This is a genomic window from Streptomyces sp. NPDC056734, from assembly GCF_042790455.1.
Classification (GTDB): domain Bacteria; phylum Actinomycetota; class Actinomycetes; order Streptomycetales; family Streptomycetaceae; genus Streptomyces.
In genome coordinates this window covers 180186-203271 of the sequence record NZ_JBHTZD010000017.1, presented here as the reverse complement: position 1 = coordinate 203271, position 23086 = coordinate 180186, and the positions used below count along the sequence as shown (strand labels likewise).

Annotated in this window: 24 protein-coding genes and 1 pseudogene; 8 read left to right on the top strand and 17 right to left on the bottom strand. The window is 70.8% G+C overall.

Annotated elements, in window-relative coordinates; genetic code table 11:
• Positions 1 to 9: 9 nt before the first annotated feature.
• Positions 10 to 678 carry an MOSC domain-containing protein gene (locus ACFRFC_RS26140; protein WP_382680423.1) on the top strand — a complete coding sequence of 223 codons (669 nt, stop codon included), beginning with the start codon at positions 10 to 12 and terminating at the stop codon, positions 676 to 678.
• Positions 679 to 765: 87 nt separating this feature from the next.
• Complete coding sequence (locus ACFRFC_RS26135; RefSeq protein ID WP_382680422.1) at positions 766 to 1539, top strand: SDR family NAD(P)-dependent oxidoreductase; 774 nt, start codon at positions 766 to 768, stop codon at positions 1537 to 1539.
• Positions 1540 to 2284: 745 nt separating this feature from the next.
• On the opposite strand, the gene ACFRFC_RS26130 is transcribed toward ACFRFC_RS26135, so the two are convergent.
• Positions 2285 to 2752, bottom strand: coding sequence for a hypothetical protein (locus tag ACFRFC_RS26130; RefSeq protein WP_382680421.1), 468 nt, complete (start codon positions 2750 to 2752; stop codon positions 2285 to 2287).
• A gap of 476 nt (positions 2753 to 3228) precedes the next feature.
• On the opposite strand from ACFRFC_RS26130, the gene ACFRFC_RS26125 reads away from it, so the two are divergent.
• Both ACFRFC_RS26125 and ACFRFC_RS26120 read left to right on the top strand, forming a co-directional pair.
• Positions 3229 to 4053, top strand: coding sequence for a Scr1 family TA system antitoxin-like transcriptional regulator (locus ACFRFC_RS26125; protein ID WP_382680420.1), 825 nt, complete (start codon positions 3229 to 3231; stop codon positions 4051 to 4053).
• Entirely contained in the window at positions 4050 to 4262 is a 213-nt protein-coding gene (locus ACFRFC_RS26120; protein ID WP_383112656.1) for a DUF397 domain-containing protein, read from the top strand. The genes ACFRFC_RS26125 and ACFRFC_RS26120 overlap by 4 nt, the downstream gene beginning before the upstream one ends.
• A 193-nt stretch (positions 4263 to 4455) precedes the next feature.
• Here ACFRFC_RS26120 and tgmC read toward each other — a convergent pair whose 3' ends face one another.
• Genes tgmC through tgmA form a run of 3 tightly spaced genes read right to left on the bottom strand, consistent with a single transcriptional unit; the run spans position 4456 to position 6813 of the window.
• Positions 4456 to 5577, bottom strand: coding sequence for an ATP-grasp peptide maturase system methyltransferase (gene tgmC / locus ACFRFC_RS26115; protein WP_382680418.1), 1122 nt, complete (start codon positions 5575 to 5577; stop codon positions 4456 to 4458).
• Entirely contained in the window at positions 5570 to 6529 is a 960-nt protein-coding gene (gene tgmB / locus ACFRFC_RS26110; protein ID WP_382680417.1) for an ATP-grasp ribosomal peptide maturase, read from the bottom strand. Before tgmB ends, tgmC begins: the two co-directional genes overlap by 8 nt.
• Positions 6530 to 6540: 11 nt before the next feature.
• Positions 6541 to 6813: a putative ATP-grasp-modified RiPP gene (gene tgmA / locus ACFRFC_RS26105; RefSeq protein ID WP_382680416.1), complete on the bottom strand. Its 273-nt coding sequence runs from the start codon at positions 6811 to 6813 to the stop codon at positions 6541 to 6543.
• 911 nt (positions 6814 to 7724) lie between these two features.
• Here tgmA and ACFRFC_RS26100 point away from each other — a divergent pair.
• Complete coding sequence (locus ACFRFC_RS26100) at positions 7725 to 8627, top strand: hypothetical protein (protein WP_382680415.1); 903 nt, start codon at positions 7725 to 7727, stop codon at positions 8625 to 8627.
• A 237-nt stretch (positions 8628 to 8864) separates the two neighbouring features.
• On the opposite strand, the gene groL is transcribed toward ACFRFC_RS26100, so the two are convergent.
• The 4 genes from groL to ACFRFC_RS26080 form a co-directional block, all read right to left on the bottom strand.
• Positions 8865 to 10487 (bottom strand): chaperonin GroEL, encoded by a 1623-nt coding sequence (gene groL, locus ACFRFC_RS26095; protein ID WP_382680414.1) that lies wholly within the window; start codon positions 10485 to 10487, stop codon positions 8865 to 8867.
• Positions 10488 to 10599: 112 nt separating this feature from the next.
• The gene (gene groES / locus ACFRFC_RS26090) at positions 10600 to 10908 is read right to left on the bottom strand and encodes a co-chaperone GroES (RefSeq protein WP_190121666.1); all 309 of its coding nucleotides are present in this window, start codon (positions 10906 to 10908) and stop codon (positions 10600 to 10602) included.
• A gap of 396 nt (positions 10909 to 11304) precedes the next feature.
• On the bottom strand, positions 11305 to 12033 hold the full coding sequence (locus ACFRFC_RS26085) for a polysaccharide deacetylase family protein (RefSeq protein WP_382680413.1): 729 nt from the start codon (positions 12031 to 12033) through the stop codon (positions 11305 to 11307).
• Positions 12030 to 13016, bottom strand: a complete 987-nt coding sequence (locus tag ACFRFC_RS26080) for a polysaccharide deacetylase family protein (RefSeq protein ID WP_382680412.1) — start codon at positions 13014 to 13016, stop codon at positions 12030 to 12032. The genes ACFRFC_RS26085 and ACFRFC_RS26080 overlap by 4 nt, the downstream gene beginning before the upstream one ends.
• Positions 13017 to 13106: 90 nt before the next feature.
• On the opposite strand from ACFRFC_RS26080, the gene ACFRFC_RS26075 reads away from it, so the two are divergent.
• Positions 13107 to 14279 carry a methyltransferase domain-containing protein gene (locus ACFRFC_RS26075; RefSeq protein ID WP_382680411.1) on the top strand — a complete coding sequence of 391 codons (1173 nt, stop codon included), beginning with the start codon at positions 13107 to 13109 and terminating at the stop codon, positions 14277 to 14279.
• A 69-nt stretch (positions 14280 to 14348) separates the two neighbouring features.
• Here the strand turns inward: ACFRFC_RS26075 and ACFRFC_RS26070 are convergent, their stop codons facing one another.
• The 8 genes and pseudogenes from ACFRFC_RS26070 to tsaB form a co-directional block, all read right to left on the bottom strand.
• On the bottom strand, positions 14349 to 15557 hold the full coding sequence (locus ACFRFC_RS26070; RefSeq protein WP_382680615.1) for an RNA polymerase sigma factor: 1209 nt from the start codon (positions 15555 to 15557) through the stop codon (positions 14349 to 14351).
• A 421-nt stretch (positions 15558 to 15978) separates the two neighbouring features.
• Positions 15979 to 16335 (bottom strand): YciI family protein, encoded by a 357-nt coding sequence (locus ACFRFC_RS26065; protein WP_382680410.1) that lies wholly within the window; start codon positions 16333 to 16335, stop codon positions 15979 to 15981.
• Between the two features lie 132 nt (positions 16336 to 16467).
• Positions 16468 to 17595, bottom strand: a complete 1128-nt coding sequence (locus tag ACFRFC_RS26060; protein WP_382680409.1) for an LCP family protein — start codon at positions 17593 to 17595, stop codon at positions 16468 to 16470.
• A gap of 172 nt (positions 17596 to 17767) precedes the next feature.
• Positions 17768 to 18565, bottom strand: coding sequence for a YqjF family protein (locus ACFRFC_RS26055; protein ID WP_382680408.1), 798 nt, complete (start codon positions 18563 to 18565; stop codon positions 17768 to 17770).
• 3 nt (positions 18566 to 18568) lie between these two features.
• Positions 18569 to 18883: a hypothetical protein gene (locus ACFRFC_RS26050; RefSeq protein WP_382680407.1), complete on the bottom strand. Its 315-nt coding sequence runs from the start codon at positions 18881 to 18883 to the stop codon at positions 18569 to 18571.
• A complete protein-coding gene (tsaD, locus tag ACFRFC_RS26045) occupies positions 18880 to 19986 on the bottom strand; it encodes a tRNA (adenosine(37)-N6)-threonylcarbamoyltransferase complex transferase subunit TsaD (RefSeq protein WP_382680406.1) in 1107 nt (368 codons plus the stop codon). The genes ACFRFC_RS26050 and tsaD overlap by 4 nt, the downstream gene beginning before the upstream one ends.
• 208 nt (positions 19987 to 20194) lie before the next feature.
• Positions 20195 to 20653, bottom strand: a pseudogene (gene rimI, locus ACFRFC_RS26040) (ribosomal protein S18-alanine N-acetyltransferase); the annotation flags it as partial.
• A 53-nt stretch (positions 20654 to 20706) separates the two neighbouring features.
• Positions 20707 to 21360, bottom strand: a complete 654-nt coding sequence (tsaB, locus tag ACFRFC_RS26035; RefSeq protein ID WP_382680405.1) for a tRNA (adenosine(37)-N6)-threonylcarbamoyltransferase complex dimerization subunit type 1 TsaB — start codon at positions 21358 to 21360, stop codon at positions 20707 to 20709.
• Between the two features lie 190 nt (positions 21361 to 21550).
• Here tsaB and ACFRFC_RS26030 point away from each other — a divergent pair, with 190 nt between their 5' ends.
• Both ACFRFC_RS26030 and ACFRFC_RS26025 read left to right on the top strand, forming a co-directional pair.
• Positions 21551 to 22099, top strand: coding sequence for a hypothetical protein (locus tag ACFRFC_RS26030; RefSeq protein ID WP_382680404.1), 549 nt, complete (start codon positions 21551 to 21553; stop codon positions 22097 to 22099).
• A 153-nt stretch (positions 22100 to 22252) separates the two neighbouring features.
• Positions 22253 to 22789, top strand: coding sequence for a DUF4232 domain-containing protein (locus tag ACFRFC_RS26025; RefSeq protein ID WP_382680403.1), 537 nt, complete (start codon positions 22253 to 22255; stop codon positions 22787 to 22789).
• On the opposite strand, the gene ACFRFC_RS26020 is transcribed toward ACFRFC_RS26025, so the two are convergent.
• The gene (locus ACFRFC_RS26020; RefSeq protein WP_382680402.1) at positions 22752 to 22946 is read right to left on the bottom strand and encodes a hypothetical protein; all 195 of its coding nucleotides are present in this window, start codon (positions 22944 to 22946) and stop codon (positions 22752 to 22754) included. The genes ACFRFC_RS26025 and ACFRFC_RS26020 overlap by 38 nt on opposite strands.
• Between the last annotated feature and the right edge of the window lie 140 nt (positions 22947 to 23086).

Below are 23086 nucleotides of genomic sequence, written 5' to 3'. Positions count from 1 at the left end.
GTTCCTGTCATGAGGCTTCTGTCTGTGAATGTGGGCCGGGCGCGTGCCGTGCCGTACACCGACCATCCCGAGGGGGTGACCGGGATCGACAAGCGGCCGGTGCGGGGTCCGGTGCGGGTGGCGGCGCCGGGGCCCAAGGGGATCGGCGGGAGCGGGCTGGCCGGGGACGCCATCGCCTCGCTGCGCCACCACGGCGGCGACGACCAGGCGGTGTACGCGGTGGCGCGCGAGGAACTCGACGCCTGGCAGCGCGAGCTGGGCCGGGAGCTGCCCGACGGCGTGTTCGGCGAGAACCTCACCACCGAGGGCCTCGATGTCTCCGGCGCACTGATCGGTGAGCGGTGGCGGATCGGGGCAGGGGTGGTGCTGGAGGTGACCAGCGGGCGGGTGCCGTGCCGGACCTTCCAGGGCCATCTGGGTGAGGAGCGCTGGGTGAAACGGTTCACCGAGCGGGCGGCGCCGGGGGCGTATCTGCGGGTGATCGAGCCGGGCGAGATCCGCGCGGGTGACCCGGTGGAGATCGTGCGCCGGCCGGACCACGGGGTGACGGTCGCCATGCAGTTCCTCGCGGTGACCACCCGCCGGGAGCTGCTGCCGGAGCTGCTGCCCGCGCGGGAGACGCTGCACCCCGAGGCGGTGGCGGCGATGGACACGTACCTGGCGAAATACAGCTCTTGACGCCACACCGGTCATCCACATCTGCGGTGCCCGGTGAACGGCCTCCCGAGGTCCGCGCCAAGTGGCGCGGGTCACTAATGTTGGGCCATGACAACGGCTCTGATTACGGGATCGACGGCGGGCATCGGTGCCGCGTTCGCCCGCCGGCTGGCCGCCGACGGGCATGACCTGGTCCTGGTGGCGCGCGACGCCGAGCGGCTGCACGAGCAGGCGACCGAACTGCACGACCGGCACGGCATCGAGGCGGAGGTGCTGCGCGCCGACCTCGCCGAGGACACCGGCATCGAGGCGGTCGCCACCCGGCTCGCCGACCGCAAGAACGCCGTGGACCTGCTGGTGAACAACGCCGGCTTCGGCCACAAGGGCCGCTATCTCGACGTATCGATGGCCGACGAGCTGCGCATGATGAAGGTGCACTGCGAGGCGGTGCTCCGGCTGACCTCGGCGGCGGCGGAGTCGATGCGCGCGCGGGGCCGGGGCGGGGTGGTGAATGTCGCGTCGGTGGCCGCTTTCGTACCCCGCGGCACGTACGGCGCCTCCAAGGCGTGGGTCGTCCAGTTCACCCAGGGCGCGGCGCGCGACCTCGCGGGCACCGGCGTACGGCTGATGGCGCTGTGCCCCGGTTTCGTCCGCACCGAGTTCCATGAACGGGCCGGGATGGGCACCGACAACATCCCCGGCTGGATGTGGCTGGACGCCGACAAGGTGGTCGCCGAGGGCCTCACCGACCTCGCCCGCGGCAAGTCCCTGTCCATCCCGGACCCGCGCTACAAGGCGCTGATGGGGGTGGCGAAGGTGGTGCCGCGGGGGATGCTCGGGGGGATCTCGTCACGGACGGGGCGGAAGTACGGGCCGCGGTAAGGCCGACTGGCAGAGGGGCCGACCAGGACTTCGGTCCTGTCATCGGAGGAGGTCCGAGCGCCCGCGCGCTCGTCCTTCCTCTCACCGCTGCCGCGTCCCGGAGGTGCCCGGTGTCCGCCGCTGCCCAATCGACGGCCCCAATCGACGAGAGCGCTGGTTCCAGCCGCGGCGATCCGGGTTCCGGTGGGAACAGGAGGGGCTGGATCGCCTCCGGGACTGATGCCGAAGACCGAACCGCACCGGGCGTGGGCGACGTTCCAGTTCACCGCGGCCTCCGGCAGGATCAATGAGTGCGATGTGCTGATCGCCGTGCCCGGGGGGCTCTATCTGCCGGAGCTGAAGGGGCACCCCGGCCAGGTGGTGAACCACGGTGACACCTGGCAGTTCCACGGCGACCGGCTGCCCACGGAGGGGCGCTCACGGGCTACCAAACGCCGGGCGGTCCGTCGCCGCTCCGGCAGCGCGGGCAGCAGCAGGGAGGCCAGCGGAGGGAGTCGAGAGGCAGCGGGCCGGGTACGGCTCGGTAGGTCCGCTCCCGCGTACGGTCGACGCGCTCACCGTCCGAGCGGACCAGGTACGTCTCGATGGTCATGCGCGACTTGCCCGGCTCAGGCCAGGTGCCGACGTTCACCGCGCGCCCTCCCTGTTTTGCTGGTGGCAGGGGCAGCGGGAGATGAGCACCACCGTCCCGCCCCTGTGCGGCATCGTCATGTGGTCCGGCGACCAGCGCTCGTCCGCGAACGGTTCAGCCATCGTCGCCCCCGGGAGGCTCCGGAGCGCTGCTGACAGCGGCCTTGAGGACGGTGGAGAGGGCCCGTTGGAACTCCGGGCTGTTTTCGATGGCTTCGTGCTCGGGGTCGGTGTACTGCCAGGTGTGGCACCCCGGATGACCGGCGTACAGGATGCACGCCTCGTCCTTCGGGGTCGGACCGGACAGGGTGTTGCAGTCGGGCACGATCCGGAAGGCGTCGGGGCGGTGGCCGTCCGCCCACTGGGCCCACACCTCGCCCTCGCTCGCATCGTCCAGCTCCCACACGAGATCGTGGTGACGGCCAACGGAATGCTCCTGGAGCAGGCAGCGCAGCACCGGCCGCACATTGCCGGGGGTACTGGAGTCGTGGACCGACGCGAACATGACCGCGATCAGATCGACCGGCATCAACGCGGTGGCGCCGCAGACCCGGGGGCGGGGTTGTTTGCTCAGCGAGACCACATCGCACCCCCCGGCATCGCCAGGGGCGTGGACACGTCCACGCACACGGGACCGACCACGGCACCCGCCGCCCGCCACCTGAGCGGCAGGCGCGCACGACGACGCCCGGACGGCGGCAGTAACAGCCGCGACAGCCGACCGAAGACCAGATTCACGCGCTTCACCATGTCCCCAACTCCCGTCCACTAGACGACACTTGACCGCTCCTGGGTGACGGCCTGAACGCGCGGTTCACGGGGCCACCCCCTGCGCGTCGGCGGCAGAAAGCTCCGAGGGGGCCGACACCCGTGGGCGGGTATCCACGTCGGTCACGTCGTCGCGCTTGCTGGTCATGCCGTACCTCTTCGTCACCTATCGGTTTCGGTGCGTGACCAGAGGAGCACAACTAGCCCTAGGGTTGAGTCGATTGAGCGCCAATACTCAAAGCCCGCATCGAAGTTCGAGGCTCCATAGGGGCAGTATTAGGAGGTCACAGCGTGGCCGGTGAGAAGGGGTCGGAGATTTTGAGTCCGCTTGAAATCTTCGGGATCGATGTTCGGGAGATGCGTACCTCAAGGAAGTTGACCCTGACGGGGCTAGGCAGAGCGGTCGGATACTCAGCGGCCTACGTGTCCAAGGTGGAGCGCGCGAGGCTCACGCCCAGTGAGCGGTTCGCTGAAGGATGCGACTTGGCCTTCGGAACCGGCACGATGATGGCGCGGCAGCGGCAAACGGCTGTTGAGGGGGATCACCCATCCTGGTTCGTGCCGTACCTACAACACGAGCGCAAGGCGTCGAAGATCTTCACCTACTCAACGTTGTACGTGATGGGACTGCTTCAGACGCCGGAGTACGCACGGGCGCTCTACCAGATGGGACCCTCGCGTTTCTCCTCCGCCAAGATTGAGAAGATGGTTTCGGAGCGAGTCGCGCGACGCGAGATCCTTGACCGCATCGACCCACCCCCGCCCGTTCTCTGGGTGGTCCTGCATGAAGCCTGCCTGCGGGTTCAAATAGGAGGGGTGCGTGTCATGGAAAGGCAGTTGAGGCGCCTTCTTGAGGACGCTGAACGCCCGAACGGGACGCTTCAGTTCATGCCGTACAGGGTGGTTCCGACCACCGACGCACCGTTTACGTTGCTGGGGTTCAACAACGCCCCTACCGTTCTGCATGCGGAGGGTCCGCACGGCGGTCGCCCCCAGGACACGCCCAAGATCACGGCTGCCGCCGCAGAGACCTACGATCGGCTGAGAGTGGAAGCCCTGGGCCGCGCTGAGTCCCTGACCCGCATCCGAGAACTTCTTGAGGAGTACCAACAATGAGTCTTCCTACCCCCCATGCTATGGAGTGGGTGAAATCGAGTTACAGCGGCCCCAACGGCGGTGAATGCGTCGAGTGTGCCCTCGGGTACGGCCCCTCCGGCGTCGTCCCCGTCCGGGACAGCAAGCGCGCTGACGGCCCTGTCCTCATACTCTCCCCCGAAGCGTTCGCCGGGCTGGTGACGTTCGCCCGCCATGCCGATCTCAGCTGATTCCGTTCGTTCCCGTGGAGCCCCGTCCGGTCGCGCGATACCGGGCGGGGTTCCTGCGTTCCACGCCCAGGTACGACCCCGACGCGCCCACCGACCGGACCGCCAACGCCCCGAAACGATCGCCAGGAAGCCCCGCCCGTCCGCCACGGGGGAACGACGGACGGACGGGGCAGCAGGGGGTGTCAGCTCGCGGTCACGCCCAGGTGAGGCGTTGCCCGTCGGGGCCGACATGCAGCCGCATACGGTCGGCGGACGGGCGCCCGTCCGCCTGCCACTGCGTGACCCGCTCGGTGATCTCGTCCCACAGCCGCACTGCGCCGCCCTGCCGGACCATCCACTGTCCCTCGTCTTGGAAGACGACCGCCCATGTCTCGGCGTCCACGTCGATCACGACGTGTTCCGTCCGGCCCTCACGTTCCAGCGTGAGCCGCTGTGCGCGCGGTGCGGCGAACTGCGCGACGAACCGGGCGGTCCAGTCGTCGAGCACCTCCGCGCCCAGCTTCGCGGGCACCGCGTCGCCCTCGCTGAGGTTCGGCAGGATGCCCAGCGGGGGCGGAAGATGGGGGCGGGCCAGCATGAACGAGACCTGTCCGCCGAGAACCGGGCCGCCGGCCGTGCCGTCGTCGGCGACCGTGAGCCGCACGAGTTCGGAAGCGTGCATCCATCCGCCGACTGTGACCAGGACCTCACCGCCGGGCCGGGTCTGCGCGAGCCAGTCGGTCGGCACCGTGTGCACCCCGCAGGTGGCGATCACACGGTCGTACGGGCGGTTCTCCCTGTGGCCCGCCAGTCCGTCACCGACCACGCGGGCAGGCCAGTAGCCGGCGCCCGCGAGTGCGATCCCGGCACGGGCGGACACCTCGGCGTCGACCTCGATCGTGGTCACGTGGTCCTCGCCGACGACATGGCACAGCAGCGCCGTTGAGTAGCCCGTACCCGTGCCGATCTCCAGAACACGCGTCCCCTCGACCGCCCGCAGCTCTTCGAGCATCCGCACGACCAGACTCGGCAGGGTGGACGACGACGAGGGGGCCGCCGCGATACGCCCCTCGACCTGGTCGGGGAAGACGCCCCCGGCCACCTGCGTCACGAGAGTGTCGTCCTCATAGATCCGCGCGAGCCCATCCGCGGAGCCTCCGGCCGCGGGCCGGTACCAGCCGCCGTCTTCGTACTCGAACCAGCCGCGCGAGAGGAACGCCTCCCGGGGCACCGACAGGACGGCCGCCTCCCAGCCCGGGCTGCGCAAAACACCGGTCTTGGACAGGCGCCGCGCCAGGTCGGCCCGTAGGTGTTCCGACCGCAAGGGGTCACTCATGCTGACTCGCTCCGTTCTCCAACAGGTCCGCGATTGCGGTGGTGATCGGCAGTCCGGCCGCGTCTTCGAGCCACGCCCACTGGCCATTGGGGTTGCACTCCAGGAACCACCATCCGCCGTCCGCGGTCACGGCGAAGTCGAAGGCGCCGAAGTTCAGCCCGAAAACGGCGAGGAACCGCACCAGCGCCCTCCGTGTCTCTTCCGGACAGGCGACCGGCTCATAGGTGAGGCTCTGGTACTCGGCTCTCCAGTCCACGACCCCGGGCGGCGCCGTGATCCGGGCACTGAACACCTGCTCGCCGACGACGACAGCCCGCACGTCCGCCACCTTGGGCACCAGCGCTTGGAACAGGTGCGCGCTGTGGCTCACCGCGCCGTCGACCTCGCCCGCCTCGACAACGGCGGCCCAGATTCCGGCAGGCTCGCCATCGACCTCGTACGCCCCCGCGTGCAACGGCTTGTAAATGGTCGGCTGCGCGGCGCAGAACGCCTTGGCCTCCATCGGATCGTTCGTGATCAGCGTGGCCGGGACCGTGAACCCTACCCGGGCCGCCGCGTCCAACTGAGCGGGCTTGTACTCCGCCCGCGCGACGGCCTGCGGGTGGCTCAGGTACAGGCAGTCCGGCAGCGCGCCCAGCACGCCGCCCAGGCCGCGCCGGTTCTCCTGCGCGGCGAACCGGGCCGCCTGCTCACCGCTGCCCGTCGGGTAGGGGCTCGGCCGACGGTGGAACAGGGCGCGTACGGCGGACAGGTCGGCCGTACGGTCCCCGACGGTCAGCCGCCCGCCCCATCCGCCCGCCCCGACGCGCGCGGCGAGCACCACGGGCGACGGGAAGTCGCGCCCCGGGTCGAAGCGGAGGACGGGCACCCGGCGCCGGTTCAGTTCCGCGATGACCAGATCAGCGGTCGCGTCCTCGTGCTCCGTGCAGACCAGCACCGGGCGTCCGTCCATGGCGTTACCCCCTAGTCCTGCGTCGCGTCGTGACCGGAGTCGCCGTCCACCTTGCCGTCCTTCCCGACCTGCGTGGGCGGGTACGTGTTCACGCTCGTACCGTGCTTGCCGAGTTCGGCGGGCGTCATCGCTCCGTCCTCCCCGACCCATCGGCCGGTCTGGGTGGCCGCGTCGATGCCCGCGTACCGCCAGGGCGAGGGAGAACCGTTGCGCAGCGGAGCCATGCGGCGCAGCCCCCATGGGGCCGGGGCGGTGGTCTCCGTGCTTGCGAGGCTCGTTTGCAAGTCTCCTCCTTGATCGCTTCGTACGGTGGCCGTGGGTGCAGGACCCGCCCCGGTCGGCGCTCGACCTGTCCAAGGGTTGCGGGCGGATGATCCGACCGGGTCGGGGTGATACCCGCTGCCCTGCCGGGGGTGGGAAAACCGGTTGACAGGTCATCCCAGGCAGGGGGCGGAGTCTTCACAGGTAGATCTGTCGTTTGCAGTTCCTGTAGTAGGTCTTGTCGTCGCGCTTCTCGGTCTGCCGGTGCTCACACGTCCTGGTCCTGGTCATCGCGCCACCCCAACCGGCAGGGCCGCGGGGGTCGGAGCAGCCGCCGAGGGTCACCAGGGCCTACCCGGCGCCATCGACACTCAACGGGGGACGAACGTCCATCGCGGGAAGCTGGATACCCGCCCGTCGCAGGGCTACGCCGAGGGCGTCGCGCGCATCCTCGGCTTCCCTGATCTTCCCTACCGTCCGCCGCTCCGTCGCCATGCCGTCCACTCCGTACATGTCGCTTGTCCGCGCGCTCTGTGTGACTACCTACTCATACCTTGGCCGCGAAGTGCGTACTCTCAACAGGTCTGGAACCATTCCAACGGAAGCGGAATACCAGGGAGTTGAACAGGCGAGCGAGGAAGCTGACCAGGCACGAGGGCCCTCGAACGGTGCCGCGTATGCCTCGGTCACTCGCCAGTGCCGAGGGGGTGGGCGCGATACCGAGCGGGGTTCCTGCGTTCCGGGCCCGGGTACGGCCCCCGCGCCCCTGCCGGCCGGACCGCGAACGCTCCGGAACGACCACCTTCACTCAACGCACCCACCCCAACACTCTGTGTGCGGTACGGTCGCCCCAGACCGCCAACAAAAACGGCCCCCGCATCGGCTGCAACCGATCGCGAGGGCCTGAACCACTAATGGAAAGTCGACTTCCACCGTGATTTACCGGCACCATATCGCGCCCCCGCGCGCCTACACCCAGCTCTCCCACGACATCATCCGCCACCCCCGTCTGTCCTCCGACGCCGTCCGGCTCCTCACCTGGCAGCTCTCCCTCCCCGAGGGCACCCGCGAACCCCTCTCCCGTACCGCCGAACGCGCCAACATCGGCGCCTGCGCCTTCACCCGCGCCAAACGGCAGCTCAAGGACGAGGGCTTCGTGCACGAGCGGCGGCTCCAAGGTCCCGGTGGCCGCTGGGTCACCCAACAGCTCGTCTCCAGCGTCCCTTTGAACGCCGCCGAAGCCGCCAAGATCCTCGCCCGGATCCCCGTAGGCACCACCACACAACCGGTTCCCGCGCCGGGTCCCCGGAATCCGGCCGTCGGTGGACCGACCACCCCGCCCGCCGACCGCTATCCAGATACGGACACCCCCGAGAACACCCCCAACCAACCCCCCAAACCCCCCGAGGCCCCAGCGGCCCCAGCGGCCCCCGAAGACCCGGAGCTGCTCGAACAAGCCCGCGCCCTCACCGCCACCTACCCCCGCCTCTCCCCCGACCTCCGTCACATCCCCGCCGCCATGCACACCGAGCTGGCCGGACTCACCGCCCGCTGGCTCGCCGCCGGGCATCCGCCCACCGCCATCCGCAGCCACATCCTGCGCGGCCTGCCCGACGACGGCACGCCCGTCCATCGCCCCGGCGGCCTGCTGCGCCACCTCCTGAGCGACCCGCCCCCCGTCCCCGCCCCCGAACCGGCCACGGCCACCTCCGCATCTCCCGGCCCCCGGCTCTCCCCCCGCCTGACCCGCGCCCGCGAGTGCGAAGGCCCTCACGTACAGCCCATGCTCTTCCGGCCCCTCGGTGACGAAACCCACTGCCGCCGCTGCCGCCGTTGACTGCGGAATCCGCGCGTGATGACCCTCTGTGACATTCCGCCCCAGGGGTTCAGGGGGCAGGCCGCCGGGCGGGGCGAGGAGTAGGCGGCAGAGCGCAGCTCCAGCAGCAGTTCGGCGAGGCGCTGAAGCTGGAGCGCGGCACACGGCGAGGCCCGGCACCCTGGGGCTCAGGGTGCCGGGCCTCTGACATTCCCGTACGTCACTCAGATGGTCGTACGGCCGTCAGTTCGCCGTGCGTCAGTGCGAGTGGCCGTGGTGGCCGCCCGCCGCCGGCTCCTCCTCTTCCTTCTTCTCGACGACCAGGGTCTCGGTCGTCAGGAGGAGGGAGGCGATGGAGGCGGCGTTCTCCAGGGCGGAGCGGGTGACCTTGACCGGGTCGATGACGCCGGCCTTGACCAGGTCGCCGTACTCGCCGGTGGCGGCGTTGAAGCCCTGGCCCTTCTCCAGCTCGGCGACCTTGGAGGTGATGACGTAACCCTCCAGGCCGGCGTTCTCGGCGATCCAGCGCAGCGGCTCGACGGCGGCCTTGCGGACCACGGCGACGCCGGTGGCCTCGTCGCCGGTCTTGCCGAGGTTGCCCTCAAGGACCTTGACGGCGTGGACCAGGGCGGAACCGCCACCGGAGACGATGCCTTCCTCGACCGCGGCGCGGGTCGCGGAGATGGCGTCCTCCAGGCGGTGCTTCTTCTCCTTCAGCTCCACCTCGGTAGCGGCGCCGACCTTGATCACGCACACGCCGCCGGCCAGCTTGGCGAGGCGCTCCTGGAGCTTCTCGCGGTCCCAGTCGGAGTCGGTGTTGTCGATCTCGGCCTTGATCTGGGCGATGCGGCCCTGGACCTCGGACTTGTCACCCGAGCCGTCGACGATGGTCGTGTCGTCCTTGGTGACGGTGATCCGGCGGGCGGAGCCGAGCACGTCCAGGCCGACCTGGTCGAGCTTGAGGCCGACCTCCTCGGAGATGACGGTCGCGCCGGTCAGGACGGCCATGTCCTGGAGCATCGCCTTGCGGCGGTCACCGAAGCCGGGGGCCTTCACCGCGGTGGCGTTGAAGGTGCCGCGGATCTTGTTGACGACCAGGGTCGACAGGGCCTCGCCCTCGACGTCCTCGGCGATGATCAGCAGCGGCTTGGAGGCGTTGGACTGGATGATCTTCTCCAGCAGCGGAAGCAGCTCCGCGATGGAGGAGACCTTGCCCTGGTTGATCAGGATGTAGGGGTCCTCCAGGACCGCCTCCATGCGCTCCTGGTCCGTCACGAAGTACGGCGACAGGTAGCCCTTGTCGAAGGCCATGCCCTCGGTGAAGTCCAGCTCCAGGCCGAAGGTGTTGGACTCCTCGACGGTGATGACACCGTCCTTGCCGACCTTGTCCATCGCCTCGGCGATCAGGTCGCCGACCTGCTGGTCCTGGGCGGACAGCGCGGCCACGGCGGCGATGTCCGCCTTGTCGTTGATCGGGCGGGCGGTCGCCAGCAGCTCCTCGGAGACGGCGGCGACGGCCGCGTCGATGCCCTTCTTCAGGGAGGCCGGGGAGGCACCGGCGGCGACGTTCTTCAGGCCCTCGCGGACGAGTGCCTGGGCCAGCACGGTGGCGGTGGTGGTGCCGTCACCCGCGATGTCGTTGGTCTTGGTCGCCACCTCCTTCACCAGCTGGGCACCCAGGTTCTCGTACGGGTCCTCCAGCTCCACCTCGCGGGCGATGGTCACGCCGTCGTTGGTGATGGTCGGGGCGCCGAACTTCTTGTCGATGACGACGTTGCGGCCCTTGGGGCCGATCGTCACCTTCACCGTGTCGGCCAGCTTGTTGACGCCGCGCTCAAGGGCGCGACGGGCGTCCTCGTCGAACTTCAGGATCTTCGCCATGACAGCGTGAGCCCTCTCGGAATTCTGGGTGAAATGGCACTGCGCCCCCGGCGCCCGGGTGCATTGGTGTTAGCGGGGGCCAGCGGCGCAGTAGAGGAACTTCTGAGGAGAATTACTTCTCGATGATCGCGAGCACGTCGCGAGCCGAGAGGACGAGGTACTCCTCGCCGTTGTACTTCACCTCGGTGCCGCCGTACTTGCTGTACAGGACGACGTCGCCGGTCTTGACGTCGAGCGGCAGGCGCTCGCCGTTCTCGAAACGGCCCGGGCCCACGGCCAGGACGACGCCCTCCTGGGGCTTCTCCTTCGCGGTGTCCGGGATGACCAGGCCAGAGGCCGTGGTCTGCTCGGCGTCGAGCGGCTGGACCACAATGCGGTCCTCGAGCGGCTTGATGGCAACCTTGGAGCTGGTGGTCGTCACGATCCGACCTCCCCCTTCGGAGATCTCACGGGGTTAACTGTCTGAGGTGGCGACCAGGTGGATCCGTCGTCGCGGGTGCCGGACCTGCCCGTCGCGTTGTTGGCACTCTCCAGGGGGGAGTGCCAGACCTGAGACTATGACCGGGATTAGCACTCGGTCAAGCGGAGTGCCAATCGCCTCCGGCGTTTCGGGGGGGTTCTGGTGTGCGCCGGGTTCTTGTGCGCCGGTGTTTTGGGGTGGCTTCGCGCCGTGGGTGGGTTCGCACCGTGGGTGGCTTCGCGCCGTGGGTGGGGTCGGTTTTGTGCCGGGTGCGGGTTGGTGGGGGCTGGTCGCGCAGTTCCCCGCGCCCCTTCAGGGCGCTGCCCGGGCCGGGGATTCTCAGCCGACCGGAGCGGGCTACAGGTAGTCCTCCAGTTTGCCCACCCTCAGGCCCTGCTCCTCGATCTCCTTCAGGAGTCTGGTGGTGCGGGGGACCAGGGTGGGGCCGGGGGTTTCGTCCGGGGTTACGGAGATGATGTCGCCCGGCATCAGGTGGGGCGGGCCCTCGGTGAAGTGGGTGTCGGTGTCGGTTGCCGTGACGCGCCAGAGGATCAGGGCCCGGATGCCGCAGTCCCGGGCCGCCCGCAGGGTCGTGTCGTCGTACATGCCGTACGGCGGGCGCAGCAGTGCCGGGCGGATGCCGAAGCGGGCCTTGAGTTTGTTCTGCTGGCCGCAGATCTCGGCGCGCTGGCCGGCGTACGGCAGGCCGCGCAGGGCGGCGTGGTCCATGGTGTGGTTCTGGAGGGTCGCGCCCACCGCGCGCAGCCGGGCGAAGTGGCCGTACCCCGGGCCCGCCACGCTGTCGGTCAGGAACAGGCTGACGGGGAGCCGCCGCTGACGGACCATCTCCACGAACCGCGGATCGCGCTCCGCCCCGTCGTCGTACGTCAGGAAGACCACCTTGTCCCGGGTCGGGACGCGGGAGAGCACCCGGGGGACGGGGGCCGTGCCGGAGGCGCCCGGTGACGTGCCCGGGCCGCCGCCCGCCGACTCCACCCAGGCCGACGGGCCCGGACCCCGGCCGCAGCCCGCCACCGACGAGACGGTGAGGAGCAGCAGCGCGGCGGCCAGCAGGCGGTGCCTCACAGGTAGTCCTCCAGGCGGCCCACCGCGTACCCCTTCTCGGTCACCTTGTCGAGGAAGAGGCGGATCATGTCGGGCATGGTGCCCTCCCAGTCGTCGCGGCCCCGGAAGTGGCTGAGGACGATGTCGCCGGGGTGCAGATCCCGGTCCCACTCGCGGTACTCCCAGTGGTCGACGAACACCTCCTCGTTCCACAGCGGCGCGTACGTGATGCCGCACGCCTTGGCGGCCACCAGGGTGTCCTTGTTGTAGTTGCCGAAGGGCGGGCGGAAGAGCACGGGGCGCTTGCCGTAGCGCTTCTCGATCACGTCCTGCATGCCGCAGATCTCATGCTTCTGCTGCTCGTAGGACAGGCCCGGCAGGTAGGGGTGGTCGAGGGTGTGGTTGTTCAGGACTACGCCCCTGGCCTGCATGTCCTTGAAGTGGGCGTAGTCCTCCTTGACTAGGTAGTCGCTGATGAACGCCGTGTACGGCACCTTCAGCTCGCTCATCATCCGCAGGAACTCCGGGTCCTTCTCGGCCCCGTCGTCGATGGTGAGGAAGACGACCTTCTCGCGGGTGGGGATGGTGGTGAAGACGGGCGGGAGGCCCTCCTCCACATGGCCGTCGACCTCGAAGCCGTCGCGGGTGGTGATGGCCGGTTTCTCCGCCGGGGGCGCGGGGGGCGTGAGCGGGGGCGTCTTCAGGCCCCAGCGCTTGGCGGCGGCCACCACCGCCTGCCGCTCGGCCCGCTGGCGGGCCGCCGCGTCCTGCGGGCCGCCGTTCTGCGGGCCGCCGTTCTGCGGGCCGCCGTTCTGCTGTCCGGACGCGGGCTTGACGGATGGGTCGGAACCGGATCCCGAGCCGGACAGGTCGCCGCTCAGTCCGCAGCCCGAGGCGAGCGCGGCGAGCGCGGCGAGCGCCAGCGCGGCGACGGCCATCCGGGCCGGGGCCCGCCCCGCACACCCGGCCACCCTATTTTTATCCTTTTGTACGACTTCTCCCATGCCCTCGGATCCTGGCAGCCCCCCGCCCCCACCCCCCGCCGACACCGCCACCGGGCGCACACCATCCACCGACTGGCCCACAATGACCCGGTGAACGACCTCGCCCCGCTCCACAGCCTGCTCACGCCCGAGGGCCACGCCCTTCTCGACGAGGTGCGGGACACCGATCCCGCCCAGGAACTCGCCGTCGCCACCCGGCTGCGCCGCTCGCACCCGGCCGCCCTGGTCTCGGCCGCGCTCGGCCAGGCCCGGCTACGGCAGCGGGCGGCGGCGAAGTTCGGCGCGGCGGACGCCGGGCGGATGTTCTTCACGCCCGACGGGGTCGAGCAGGCGACGCGCGCGAGTGTCGCCACGTATCGCGCCGCGCGGCTGCGGGAGGCCGGGGTGACCTCGGTCGCCGATCTGTGCTGTGGCATCGGCGGGGACGCGATCGCCTTCGCCCGCGCCGGGATCCGGGTGCTCGCCGTCGACCGCGACCCGCTCACGGCCGCCGCCGCCCGCGCCAACGCCGCCGCGCTCGGGCTCGGCGAGCTGATCGACGTACGGGAGGCGGAGGTGACGGACATCGACGTGGCGCCGTACGACGCGGTGTTCGTCGATCCGGCGCGGCGGGGTGGGCGGGGGCGGATCTTCGATCCGGAGGCGTACTCGCCGCCGCTGTCCTGGGCGGTGGCGACCGCGCTCAAGGCTCCGCTCGCCGCCCTCAAGGTCGCGCCCGGCATCCCGCACGAGGCGGTGCCGGACGCCGCCGAGGCCGAGTGGATCTCGGACGGCGGGGATGTGAAGGAGGCGGTGCTGTGGTTCGGGAGCGGGGTTGCGGGGGGTGTGCGGGCCACGTTGCTGCCGGGGGGGTACAGCCTGGTGGGGCGGGGGCTGCCGGATCCCGCCGTGCGGGGCGTCGGGCGGTATCTGTACGAGCCCGACGGGGCCGTCATCCGGGCGCATCTGGTGGCCGAGGTGGCCGAGGAGGTGGGGGGTGGGCTGATCGATCCGACGATCGCGTATGTCACGGGGGACTCGTTGCGGGGTACTCCGTATGCCACCGCCTATGAGATCACCGATCAGCTTTCTTTCGGGGTGAAGAAGCTGAAGGCGTTGTTGCGGGAGCGGGGGGTGGGGAATCTGACCGTGAAGAAGCGGGGGTCGGCTGTGGAGCCGGAGGAGTTGCGGCGGATGGTGAAGCCTCGGGGGCCCAACGCCGCGACTGTGTTTTTGACGCGGGTTTCGGGGGCGCCGGCGATGCTTGTCGGGCGGCCCGCCTAAGGGGGTGGCGGGGGCTGTTGGTTTGCGGGTGCGGGTTGTTTGTGGCTGGTCGCGCAGTTCCCCGCGCCCCTAAGAGGGGGTTGCCCTTGCTCGGCGTAGGAGGAGGTTCCGTTCTCTCTCGTTGCCTGCCAGGGCTGCCGCTCTGGTGAATTCCGCCCTCGCCTCCTCCACCCGGCCCAGGCGTTCCAGGAGGTCGCCTCTGACGCTGGGGAGTAGGTGGTAGTCGCGTAGGGCCGGTTCTGTGGTGAGGGTGTCCACGATTTTCAGGGCCTGGGCCGGGCCCTGTGCCATCGAGACGGCCACCGCTCGGTTGAGTTCCACCACCGGGGACGGGGCCCGGGTGGCGAGCAGGGCGTAGAGGGTGGCGATGCGGTGCCAGTCGGTGTCCTCGTACGTGTACGCGTGGGCGTGGCACGCGGCGATGGCCGCCTGGAGGGCGTACGGGCCCAGGGCGCCGGTGGCGGTGGCGTCGGCGCGGGTGAGGGCGTGGACGCCCCGGGCGATCAGCAGGCGGTCCCAGCGGCGGCGGTTCTGGTCCTTGAGCAGGATCGGGGTGCCGTCGGAGGCGGTACGGGCGGCGGTGCGCGCGTACTGGAACTCCAGCAGCGCGGCCAGCCCGTGCACCTCGGACTCCTTCGGCATCAGCGCCGCCAGCTGCCGGGCCAGCCTCAGGGCGTCCTCGCACAGCGCCGGGCGCAGCCAGTCGTCCCCGGCGGTGGCCGCGTACCCCTCGTTGAAGATCAGGTAGATGACGTCCAGGACCGAGCCCAGGCGGGCCTCGCGGTCCGGGCCGTACGGGACCTCGAAGGCGATGTTCCTGGTCGCGAGGGTGCGTTTGGCGCGCACGATGCGCTGGGCGACCGTCGGCTCGGGGACCAGGAAGGCGCGGGCGATCTCGGGGGTGGTCAGCCCGCCGAGGAGGCGCAGGGTGAGGGCCGTGCGGGCCTCCCGGGTCAGCACCGGGTGGCAGGCCGTGAAGACCAGCCGGAGCAGATCGTCGTCGATGTCCTGCGGGTCGGCGGGCTCGGGCGGCGGCGGTACGTCGGTGAGGTCGCGGCCGATCTCGGTGAGCTTGCGGGCGTAGGTGTCCCGGCGGCGGACCAGGTCGATCGCCCGGCGCCGGGCGGTGGTCGTCAGCCAGGCGCCGGGGTTGTCCGGCACCCCGTCGCGCGGCCACTGCTCCAGGGCGGCGACCAGCGCGTCCTGGGCGATCTCCTCGGCTATGCCGATGTCCCGCACGATGCGGGTGACGGCGGCGATGATCCGGGGGGACTCCAGCCGGAAGACGGTCTCGACGGTCTTGTCGGTTTCGGCGGGCCGGTCGCCCTCGGCCGTCCCGTCGGTCTCGGCGGGCCGGTCACCCTCGGCCGTCCCGTCGGTCTCGGCGGGCCGGTCACCCTCGACGGTCCTGTCGGTCTCGGCGGGCCGGTCACCCTCGACGGTCCTGTCGGTCTCGGCGGGCCGGTCACCCTCGGCCGTCCCGTCGCTCTCGGCCGTCCCGTCGGTCTCGGCGGTGCCGTCGCTCTCGGCCGTCCCGTCGGTCTCGGCCGTCCCGTCGCTCTCGGCCGTCCCGGCGCTCTCGGCGGGATCGGCGGTGCCGCGCGGGTCGCCTGGGGGCTGTCCGTTCACAGCCCCATGGAACACCGCGCGGCGCCGGGAGCCAAGCAGGTTGCGGGTCCGGCGGGGGCCGGCCCCCGTACTAGCCGGCCACGATCTCCCGCAGCTCGACGGTCACCGTCCAGTGGTCCTCGTGCACCTTCAGGAAGCGGGTGGTCCACTCGACGGCCTCGGCCCGGTCCTTGCACTGGAGCAGTGCGTACCCGCCGATGACCTCCTTGGTCTCGGTGAAGGGCCCGTCGGTGACGGAGATCTTGCCGCCCTCCCAGCGCACCCGGGTGCCCTCGGCGGTAGGCAGCAGCCCGCCGGTGTCGAGCATGACCCCGGCCTTGGTCATCTCCTCCAGCAGTACCCCCATCCGCTGCATCAGCTCGGGGCTGGGGCCGCCCTCGGGGGCGTCGTTCTCGTCGACTCGGATCAGGGACATGTAGCGCGGCATGGTGACGCTCGCTCTCGGGTCGGGGACGGGTTCCTTTTCCGCCTCTCACCCTGTGCGTCGAGCGGGGGGACGCCGGATCGACACGCGCGCCAGATTCTTTTCCGGAGCCGGGCGGGCCGGGCCCACCTCACCTCACCGCAGCGACTCCCACAGCTCCCCCGCCTCCGGTTCGTCGGCCACCACCCGGTTGGGGTCGGAGGGCGCCCGGACCACCGGCAGGGTCAGCGTCTCCACCGCGTCCGGGGACAGCGCGCGCAGGCTCTCGCCGAGGCCGACCAGCTCGCCCAGGGAGTCCAGCCCGGTATCGGTGGTGAGGCTGCCGGTGACGGTGGTGGCAACGTCGTACAGCTTGGCCGGGTCGGTCAGCAGGGACGTGTCCGCGATCTGGGTCAGCAGCGCCTTCACCAGCCGCTGCTGAAGCTCGATGCGGGCGAGGTCGCTGCCGCCGGGCAGGCTGTAGCGGGTGCGTGCCAGACCGAGGGCCTGCTCGCCGTCCAGCAGATGGGTGCCCGCCTCCAGGGTCAGGTGGGACTGCTCGTCCTCGATGTCCTGGTCGACGGTGACGGTGACACCCCCCACGGCGTCGATGAGCGCGGCGAACCCGGCGAAGTCGATCTCCAGGTAGTGATCCATCCGTACCCCGGTGAAGGACTCGACCGTCTTGACGGCACAGACCGGCCCGCCCACCGAGTACGCGGTGTTGAACATGACCCCGTGCTGTTCCTCCGTCTCGCCGCCGTCCGGCAGCGGACAGGACGGCCGGGTGACGAGGGTGTCGCGCGGGATGCTGACGACCGTGCCGGACTCACCGCCCGCGTCGATGTGGAACACCATCGCCGTGTCGGAGCGGGCGCCGGAGGTGTCACCGCCGCCCAGCCGCTGGTTCTCGGCACCGCTGCGCGAGTCCGAACCCAGCACCAGGATGTTCATCGCCTGGCTCGGCAGCGGCGCCGAGGCCGCCTCCGCACCGGGCGAGGGGGTGATCGCGGGCTTCTCCGGGCGGTTGTCGCCGAGCGCGCTGTTGATGTCGACGCTGGTGATGTTGTCGTTGAGCTTCCAGTACACCCACCCGCCGGCGGCCACCCCGAGCACCACCGCCCCGGCGACGGCGATCCCCAGCACCTTGAGCACCCCGCGCCCCCGGCGCCCGGGGCCGGTGGCCGCCCGCCCGGTGCTGCCCGTCGCCGCCCCGCCCGCGTTCTCGCCCGCGTTGTCGCCGGCGTTCTCGCCCGCGTCGCCGTGCTCGTCATCTGCCGTCACACATACGAACCTAAGTGTGAATTATGATAACGACCGCTGGTCGCAAGGCTTTTCTTCGGAGAATCTCAGACTTCGGAGGCACGACGAGGCACGACGAGGCACGACGAGGCACGACGAGGCGCAACGAACCGCAAGGACGCGCGACGGTCGCATTGCGTGGCCCAACGCGCCCTCAGGGCGTCGGAATTCCCGCCGGACGGGACGCCGGACGCCCGAGCCGCACCGGAACCCCCGGCGAGTACAGAACGCTGACGGGCGGTTCGCCCGGCGTCGGCAGTCCGGCCGCCGCGATCAGGTTCTCCTCGCACTCCAGCAACTCGGCCCGGTGCAGCGGCCAGCGCGGATGGTCGTTGGCGAGATAGGCGGCGCCGTTGAAAAAGGCGTTGTGCATGCCCCAGCGGGCGGTGAGGAAGTGTTCGAGGCCGGTCGGCGCGGCGATCCGCTCCCCGGGCCGTACGACGATCCGGCTGAACGCCCCGCGCGGACCGGGCCAACGCCGCGAACTGGTGTATGTGACGGTGCCCCCATCGACCCCATCGACCCCGTCGGCCCTATCGGCCCTATCGGCCCGCACGCTCATCCGGGACCACAGATACGGCAGCCGGAACCCCGCCCGGCCCATCACGACCGGGATCAGCCGGGACGCGTCCATCGACCGGAACACGACCCCGCGACGGCCGTGCCCGTCCACCGAGTACAGCCTTACGTTCGTCTCCGGGAAGCTGCCCAGGTACGGGACGCCCGGCAGCCGGAACCAGCCCACCCGGTGCATCCGGAACGCGACCAGCCCGACGTACGTGAGCCCCTCGTGCGTGTCCGGGAAGGTGCCGCGTGGCAGCAGCGGTGCCACCGCCGCCGGTTCGACAGCCCAGTGCACGAAGGCGAGGTCGAGCCACTGCTGGGTGAGGAGGGGGGTACGTATGCGGGTGGGGGCGTCAGGGGTGACGCCCTCGGGCTGCGACGGCGGCACGGGTCAGCCGACCTCCGCGCCCGGCGTCCGCGTCCCGCCCGCCGGTTCCACCCCACCCGGCGTTTCCACCCCGACCGACTCGAAACGCCACCTATGGACCGCCCGCATGACCAACTCCCCCTCCGGCTCCGGCAGTTCGGGCAGCTCGGCGGCGTACGACGCGTCCCACCACGTCACCACCAGCACCCGGTCCTGCGGCGCGCTGAACGTCTCTCTCCGCAGCGGCTCCGGCGACAGCCGCTGCCCCCGCGCCCACTCCAGCAGCTCCGCGCCCCGCCCGGGAACCGCCCGCGCCTCCCACATCAGCGCCACCGTCACGAGTACAGGTTCTCCTTGCTGACCTCGTGCACATGGTCATGATGGTCATGAGAGTGGGAGCGCCCCGGTACATGAGGGTCCGTCACCGGCAGTGAGGAGTCCGCCGACAGATCCCAGTCGGAGGCCGCCCGCCCGCGCGCCACCATCTCCGCGCCCAGCGCGGCGACCATAGCGCCGTTGTCGGTGCACAGCTTCGGGCGGGGCACCCGCAGTTGGATACCGGCCCGCTCGCACCGCTCCTGCGCCAGCGCCCGCAGCCGCGAGTTCGCGGCCACGCCGCCGCCGATCATCAGATGCTCCACGCCCTCGTCCTTGCAGGCGCGGACGGCCTTGCGGGTCAGTACATCCACCACGGCCTCCTGGAAGGACGCCGACACATCGCGCACCGGCACCTCCTCCCCCGCCGCCCGCTTCGCCTCGATCCAGCGGGCTACGGCCGTCTTCAGCCCGGAGAAGGAGAAGTCGTACGCCGCGTCGCGCGGGCCGGTCAGACCGCGCGGGAAGGCGATGGCGGCCGGGTCGCCCTCGCGCGCGTACCGGTCGATGACGGGACCGCCGGGGAAGCCCAGATTCAGCACCCGGGCGATCTTGTCGAACGCCTCGCCCGCCGCGTCGTCGATGGTCGCGCCGAGCGGGCGCACGTCGGAGGTGATGTCGGAGGACAGCAGCAGGGAGGAGTGACCGCCGCTGACCAGCAGGGCCATCGTCGGCTCGGGCAGCGGGCCGTGCTCCAGCTGGTCGACGCAGATGTGCGAGGCGAGGTGGTTGACGCCGTACAGCGGCTTGCCGAGCGCGTACGCGTACGCCTTCGCCGCCGAGACCCCGACCAGCAGCGCGCCCGCGAGCCCCGGACCGGCGGTGACCGCGATGCCGTCGAGGTCCCTGGCGCTCACCCCGGCGTCCTTCAGGGCGCGCTGGATCGTCGGGACCATCGCCTCCAGATGGGCGCGCGAGGCGACCTCGGGGACGACCCCGCCGAAGCGGGCGTGCTCCTCGACGCTGGAGGCGACGGCATCGGCCAGCAGGGTGGTGCCGCGCACGATGCCGACGCCGGTCTCGTCGCAGGAGGTCTCGATCCCCAGGACCAGAGGTTCGTCAGCCATTGCTCTCGGTTCCTTGTACGCCGTTGTCGTTGCTGTTGCTGGTGCTGGTGTTCTTGCCGGTGCCGGTGTTCTTGCCGGTGCCGGTGTTCTTGCCGTTACCGGTGCCGGTGCCCGCGCTGTTGCTGTCGCCCGCGCTGTCGATACTGGTGCCGCTGTCGCCGCCCGCGTCAGGGCCCTTCCCGGTCCCCCCGCCGGAGGCGCCCCCGGCACCGTTCACGGACGTGGCCGGGTCGCTCAGCCGCATCACCAGCGCGTCCACGTTGCCCGGTTGGTAGTAGCCGCGCCGGAAGCCGATCGGCTCGAAGCCGAACCGCTCGTACAGCCGCTGGGCCCGCACATTGTCGACCCGGCATTCGAGCATCACCTCGGCGCACTCGAACGCGGTCGCCGCCCGCAGCAGCTCGGTCAGCAGCCGGGCGCCGAGCCCGCTGCCCCACAGCTCCCGCGCGACGGCGATGGTCTGCACGTCCCCCTGCTCACCGGCGGTGACCAGCCCCGCGTACCCGACGATCCGCCCGGGGCCGGACTCGGCGACCAGATAGCGCCGGGTCGCCTCGGGGCCGCGCGCGTGCGCCAGCTCGGACCAGAACATGCCGCGCGACCAGGCGTCCTCGGGGAAGAGCGCCTTCTCCAGCTCCAGTACGGCGTCGATGTCCCACCAGCGCATCTCGCGCAGCCGGGGCGCAAGGGACGGTTCGGTGGCCGGGGTCACGGTGGCGGTCACTTCGGGGTGACCACCTTGTAGTTCTTGGGGACCTGCGCGTCCGGGCGGCGCAGATACAGCGGCCGGGGCGCGGGCAGCTCCGCACCGGCCGCGAGCCGCTCGGCGGCCAGGGAGGCGAGCGCGGCGGCCGAGACATGCTCGGGCTCGTGCACCTGCGGGAAGGTCTCCGGGTAGAGCAGCGCGCCCGCGCCCACCGCCGGGAGCCCGGCCACCTGACCGGCGAGGTCGGCGGGGCGGTCGACGGCCGGGTCGGTCAGCCGGGTGCGGGAGTCGGCGTAGCGCGCCCAGTAGACCTCTTTGCGGCGGGCGTCGGTCGCCACGACGAACGGTCCGGGCAGATCGGCCGCGTAGGCCAGGCCGTCGAGCGTGCACACGCCGTGCACGGGGATGTCGAGCGCGAGCCCGAAGGTGTCGGCGGTCATCAGCCCGACCCGCAGCCCGGTGTAGGGGCCGGGGCCGATCCCCACGACGATGCCGGTCACGGCGTCCAGCCCGAGCCCGGCCTCGGACAGCACCCGGTCGACGGCCGGGAGCAGCAGCTCGCCGTGGCGGCGGGCGTCGACCTGACTGGACGAGGCGATGACGTCCGTTCCGTCGTGCAGGGCGACGGTCACGGCGGGGGTGGCGGTATCCAGAGCGAGCAAGAGCACGCAAACAGCGTACGGCGCTCGCGAGGCGGGCACTGCCGCCCCGGTCGGCGGCCCGGTGGCTGTTACGGTCACCTGGAAATAGTTACGAAGCGGACATTCCGCATTCTTCACACGTCTCACGTCACGTGTCTCACGTAATACGCCTTATCCGTCCTATATGTCTCATACGTCTCACGCAGAGGTGGCCGAGGTGACAAGCAGCAGCTCGGGGATCGTGTTCGGGCTCACCGGGGCGGCCCTCCTGACGGTCGGGGCGCTCGCCTACCAGGCGTTCGCGACCGCCCCCGCCAAGCCGGCCGGCGCGCAGGCGTCGGCCGCGAGCAACGCCCCCAAGGCGCCGCGCGACCAGCAGCACCCCAAGGCGCTGCCGGGCCGCAGCGGGCACGGCGAGCGGGTGGTGTACTCGCTGGACGACGACCGGATCTGGCTGGTGGCACCGGGCGACCGGGTCACACGGACCTTCACGGTGACCCCCTCCTCGGTCGACCCGGAGCCGGGCACCTACGGCGTCACGTCCCGCTCCAACCGGGCCACCGGCTCGGACGGCGCGGCCATCGAGCACGTGGTCCGCTTCACCTCGGTGGAGGGCGTCACCATCGGTTTCAGCGCGGCCGTGGAAGGCTCGGCGCCCACGCACGACCCGGCGGTGAAGACGGGCGGCATCCGGGAGGCCCGGCCGGACGGGGACGCGCTGTGGGAGTTCGCAACGATCGGCGCGAAGGTGGTCGTGATCCGCTGAGGCGGCGACCGAAGTGGACGACGACCTCCCCAACAGCGGGTCAACAGCCGACCGCGTAGGGTTGCCATTGGGTAAAGGTCGCGAATCACCCGAAACCAAGCCCACCCAAACGTTCTCTCTCGGGGCAGAGGTGTTCAACGAAAGGGAACAGTCATGCGAATAGGCAAGCGCACCCGATTCCTCGCCCTCCCCCTCGCCCTCACCACCGTCGCGACGGCGGCCGTCGCCGGCCTCACCACCGCCCCCGCACAGGCGGCCACCCGCCCCGGCTGGGCGGACACGACCTCACTGTCCGTGCATGTACGCGGACTCAGCCCCGGCGCGGGCCAGCGCTACGCGGCGGTGATCCTCACCAACAAGACGGACAGCGCCGTACGCACCGAGGGGTACGTCGGTCTGCAACTGCGCAGCGCGCGGGGCGAGGCCGTCCCGACCAAGGTCGTACGGGATCCCGGGCGCACCCCGCAGCTCACGCTGAAGCCGGGGCAGAGCGTCTACACCCTGCTGCACTGGACCGTCGTACCGGCGGACGGCGAACCCACGAAGGCCGAGCGGAACCCCATCCGGCTGGAGGTGACCCCGCCCGACGCGCACCGGCACCTGACCACCGCCTGGACGCTGGGCGAGGTGCTTCAGCACGGACGGATCGATGTCACGCCGCTCGCGAAGGGGACGGGGCCGGCGTCCTGACCACCATGGCCGTCGCCGTGGCTGTCGTCGTGGCTGTCGTCGTCGGCTCGGGGGCGCGGGGCGGGGTGGAGATCAGCTCCGCCGCCGCGCAGGAGGCCAGCAGATCGCGCATGGACACGGGCGTGTTCTCGATGGCCGAGTTCTCAATGGCCGACATGGACGCCTCCTGAAGTTCGGGGGCGGGGTAGTTAGGTGAACCTAACTACGTTCGGGATACCATGTGACCACGGAAAAGAGGGCGAACGCAATATCTTCCCGACGGCTTGTCGGAAAGTCCGCCGAATTCCTCGCCCCCAC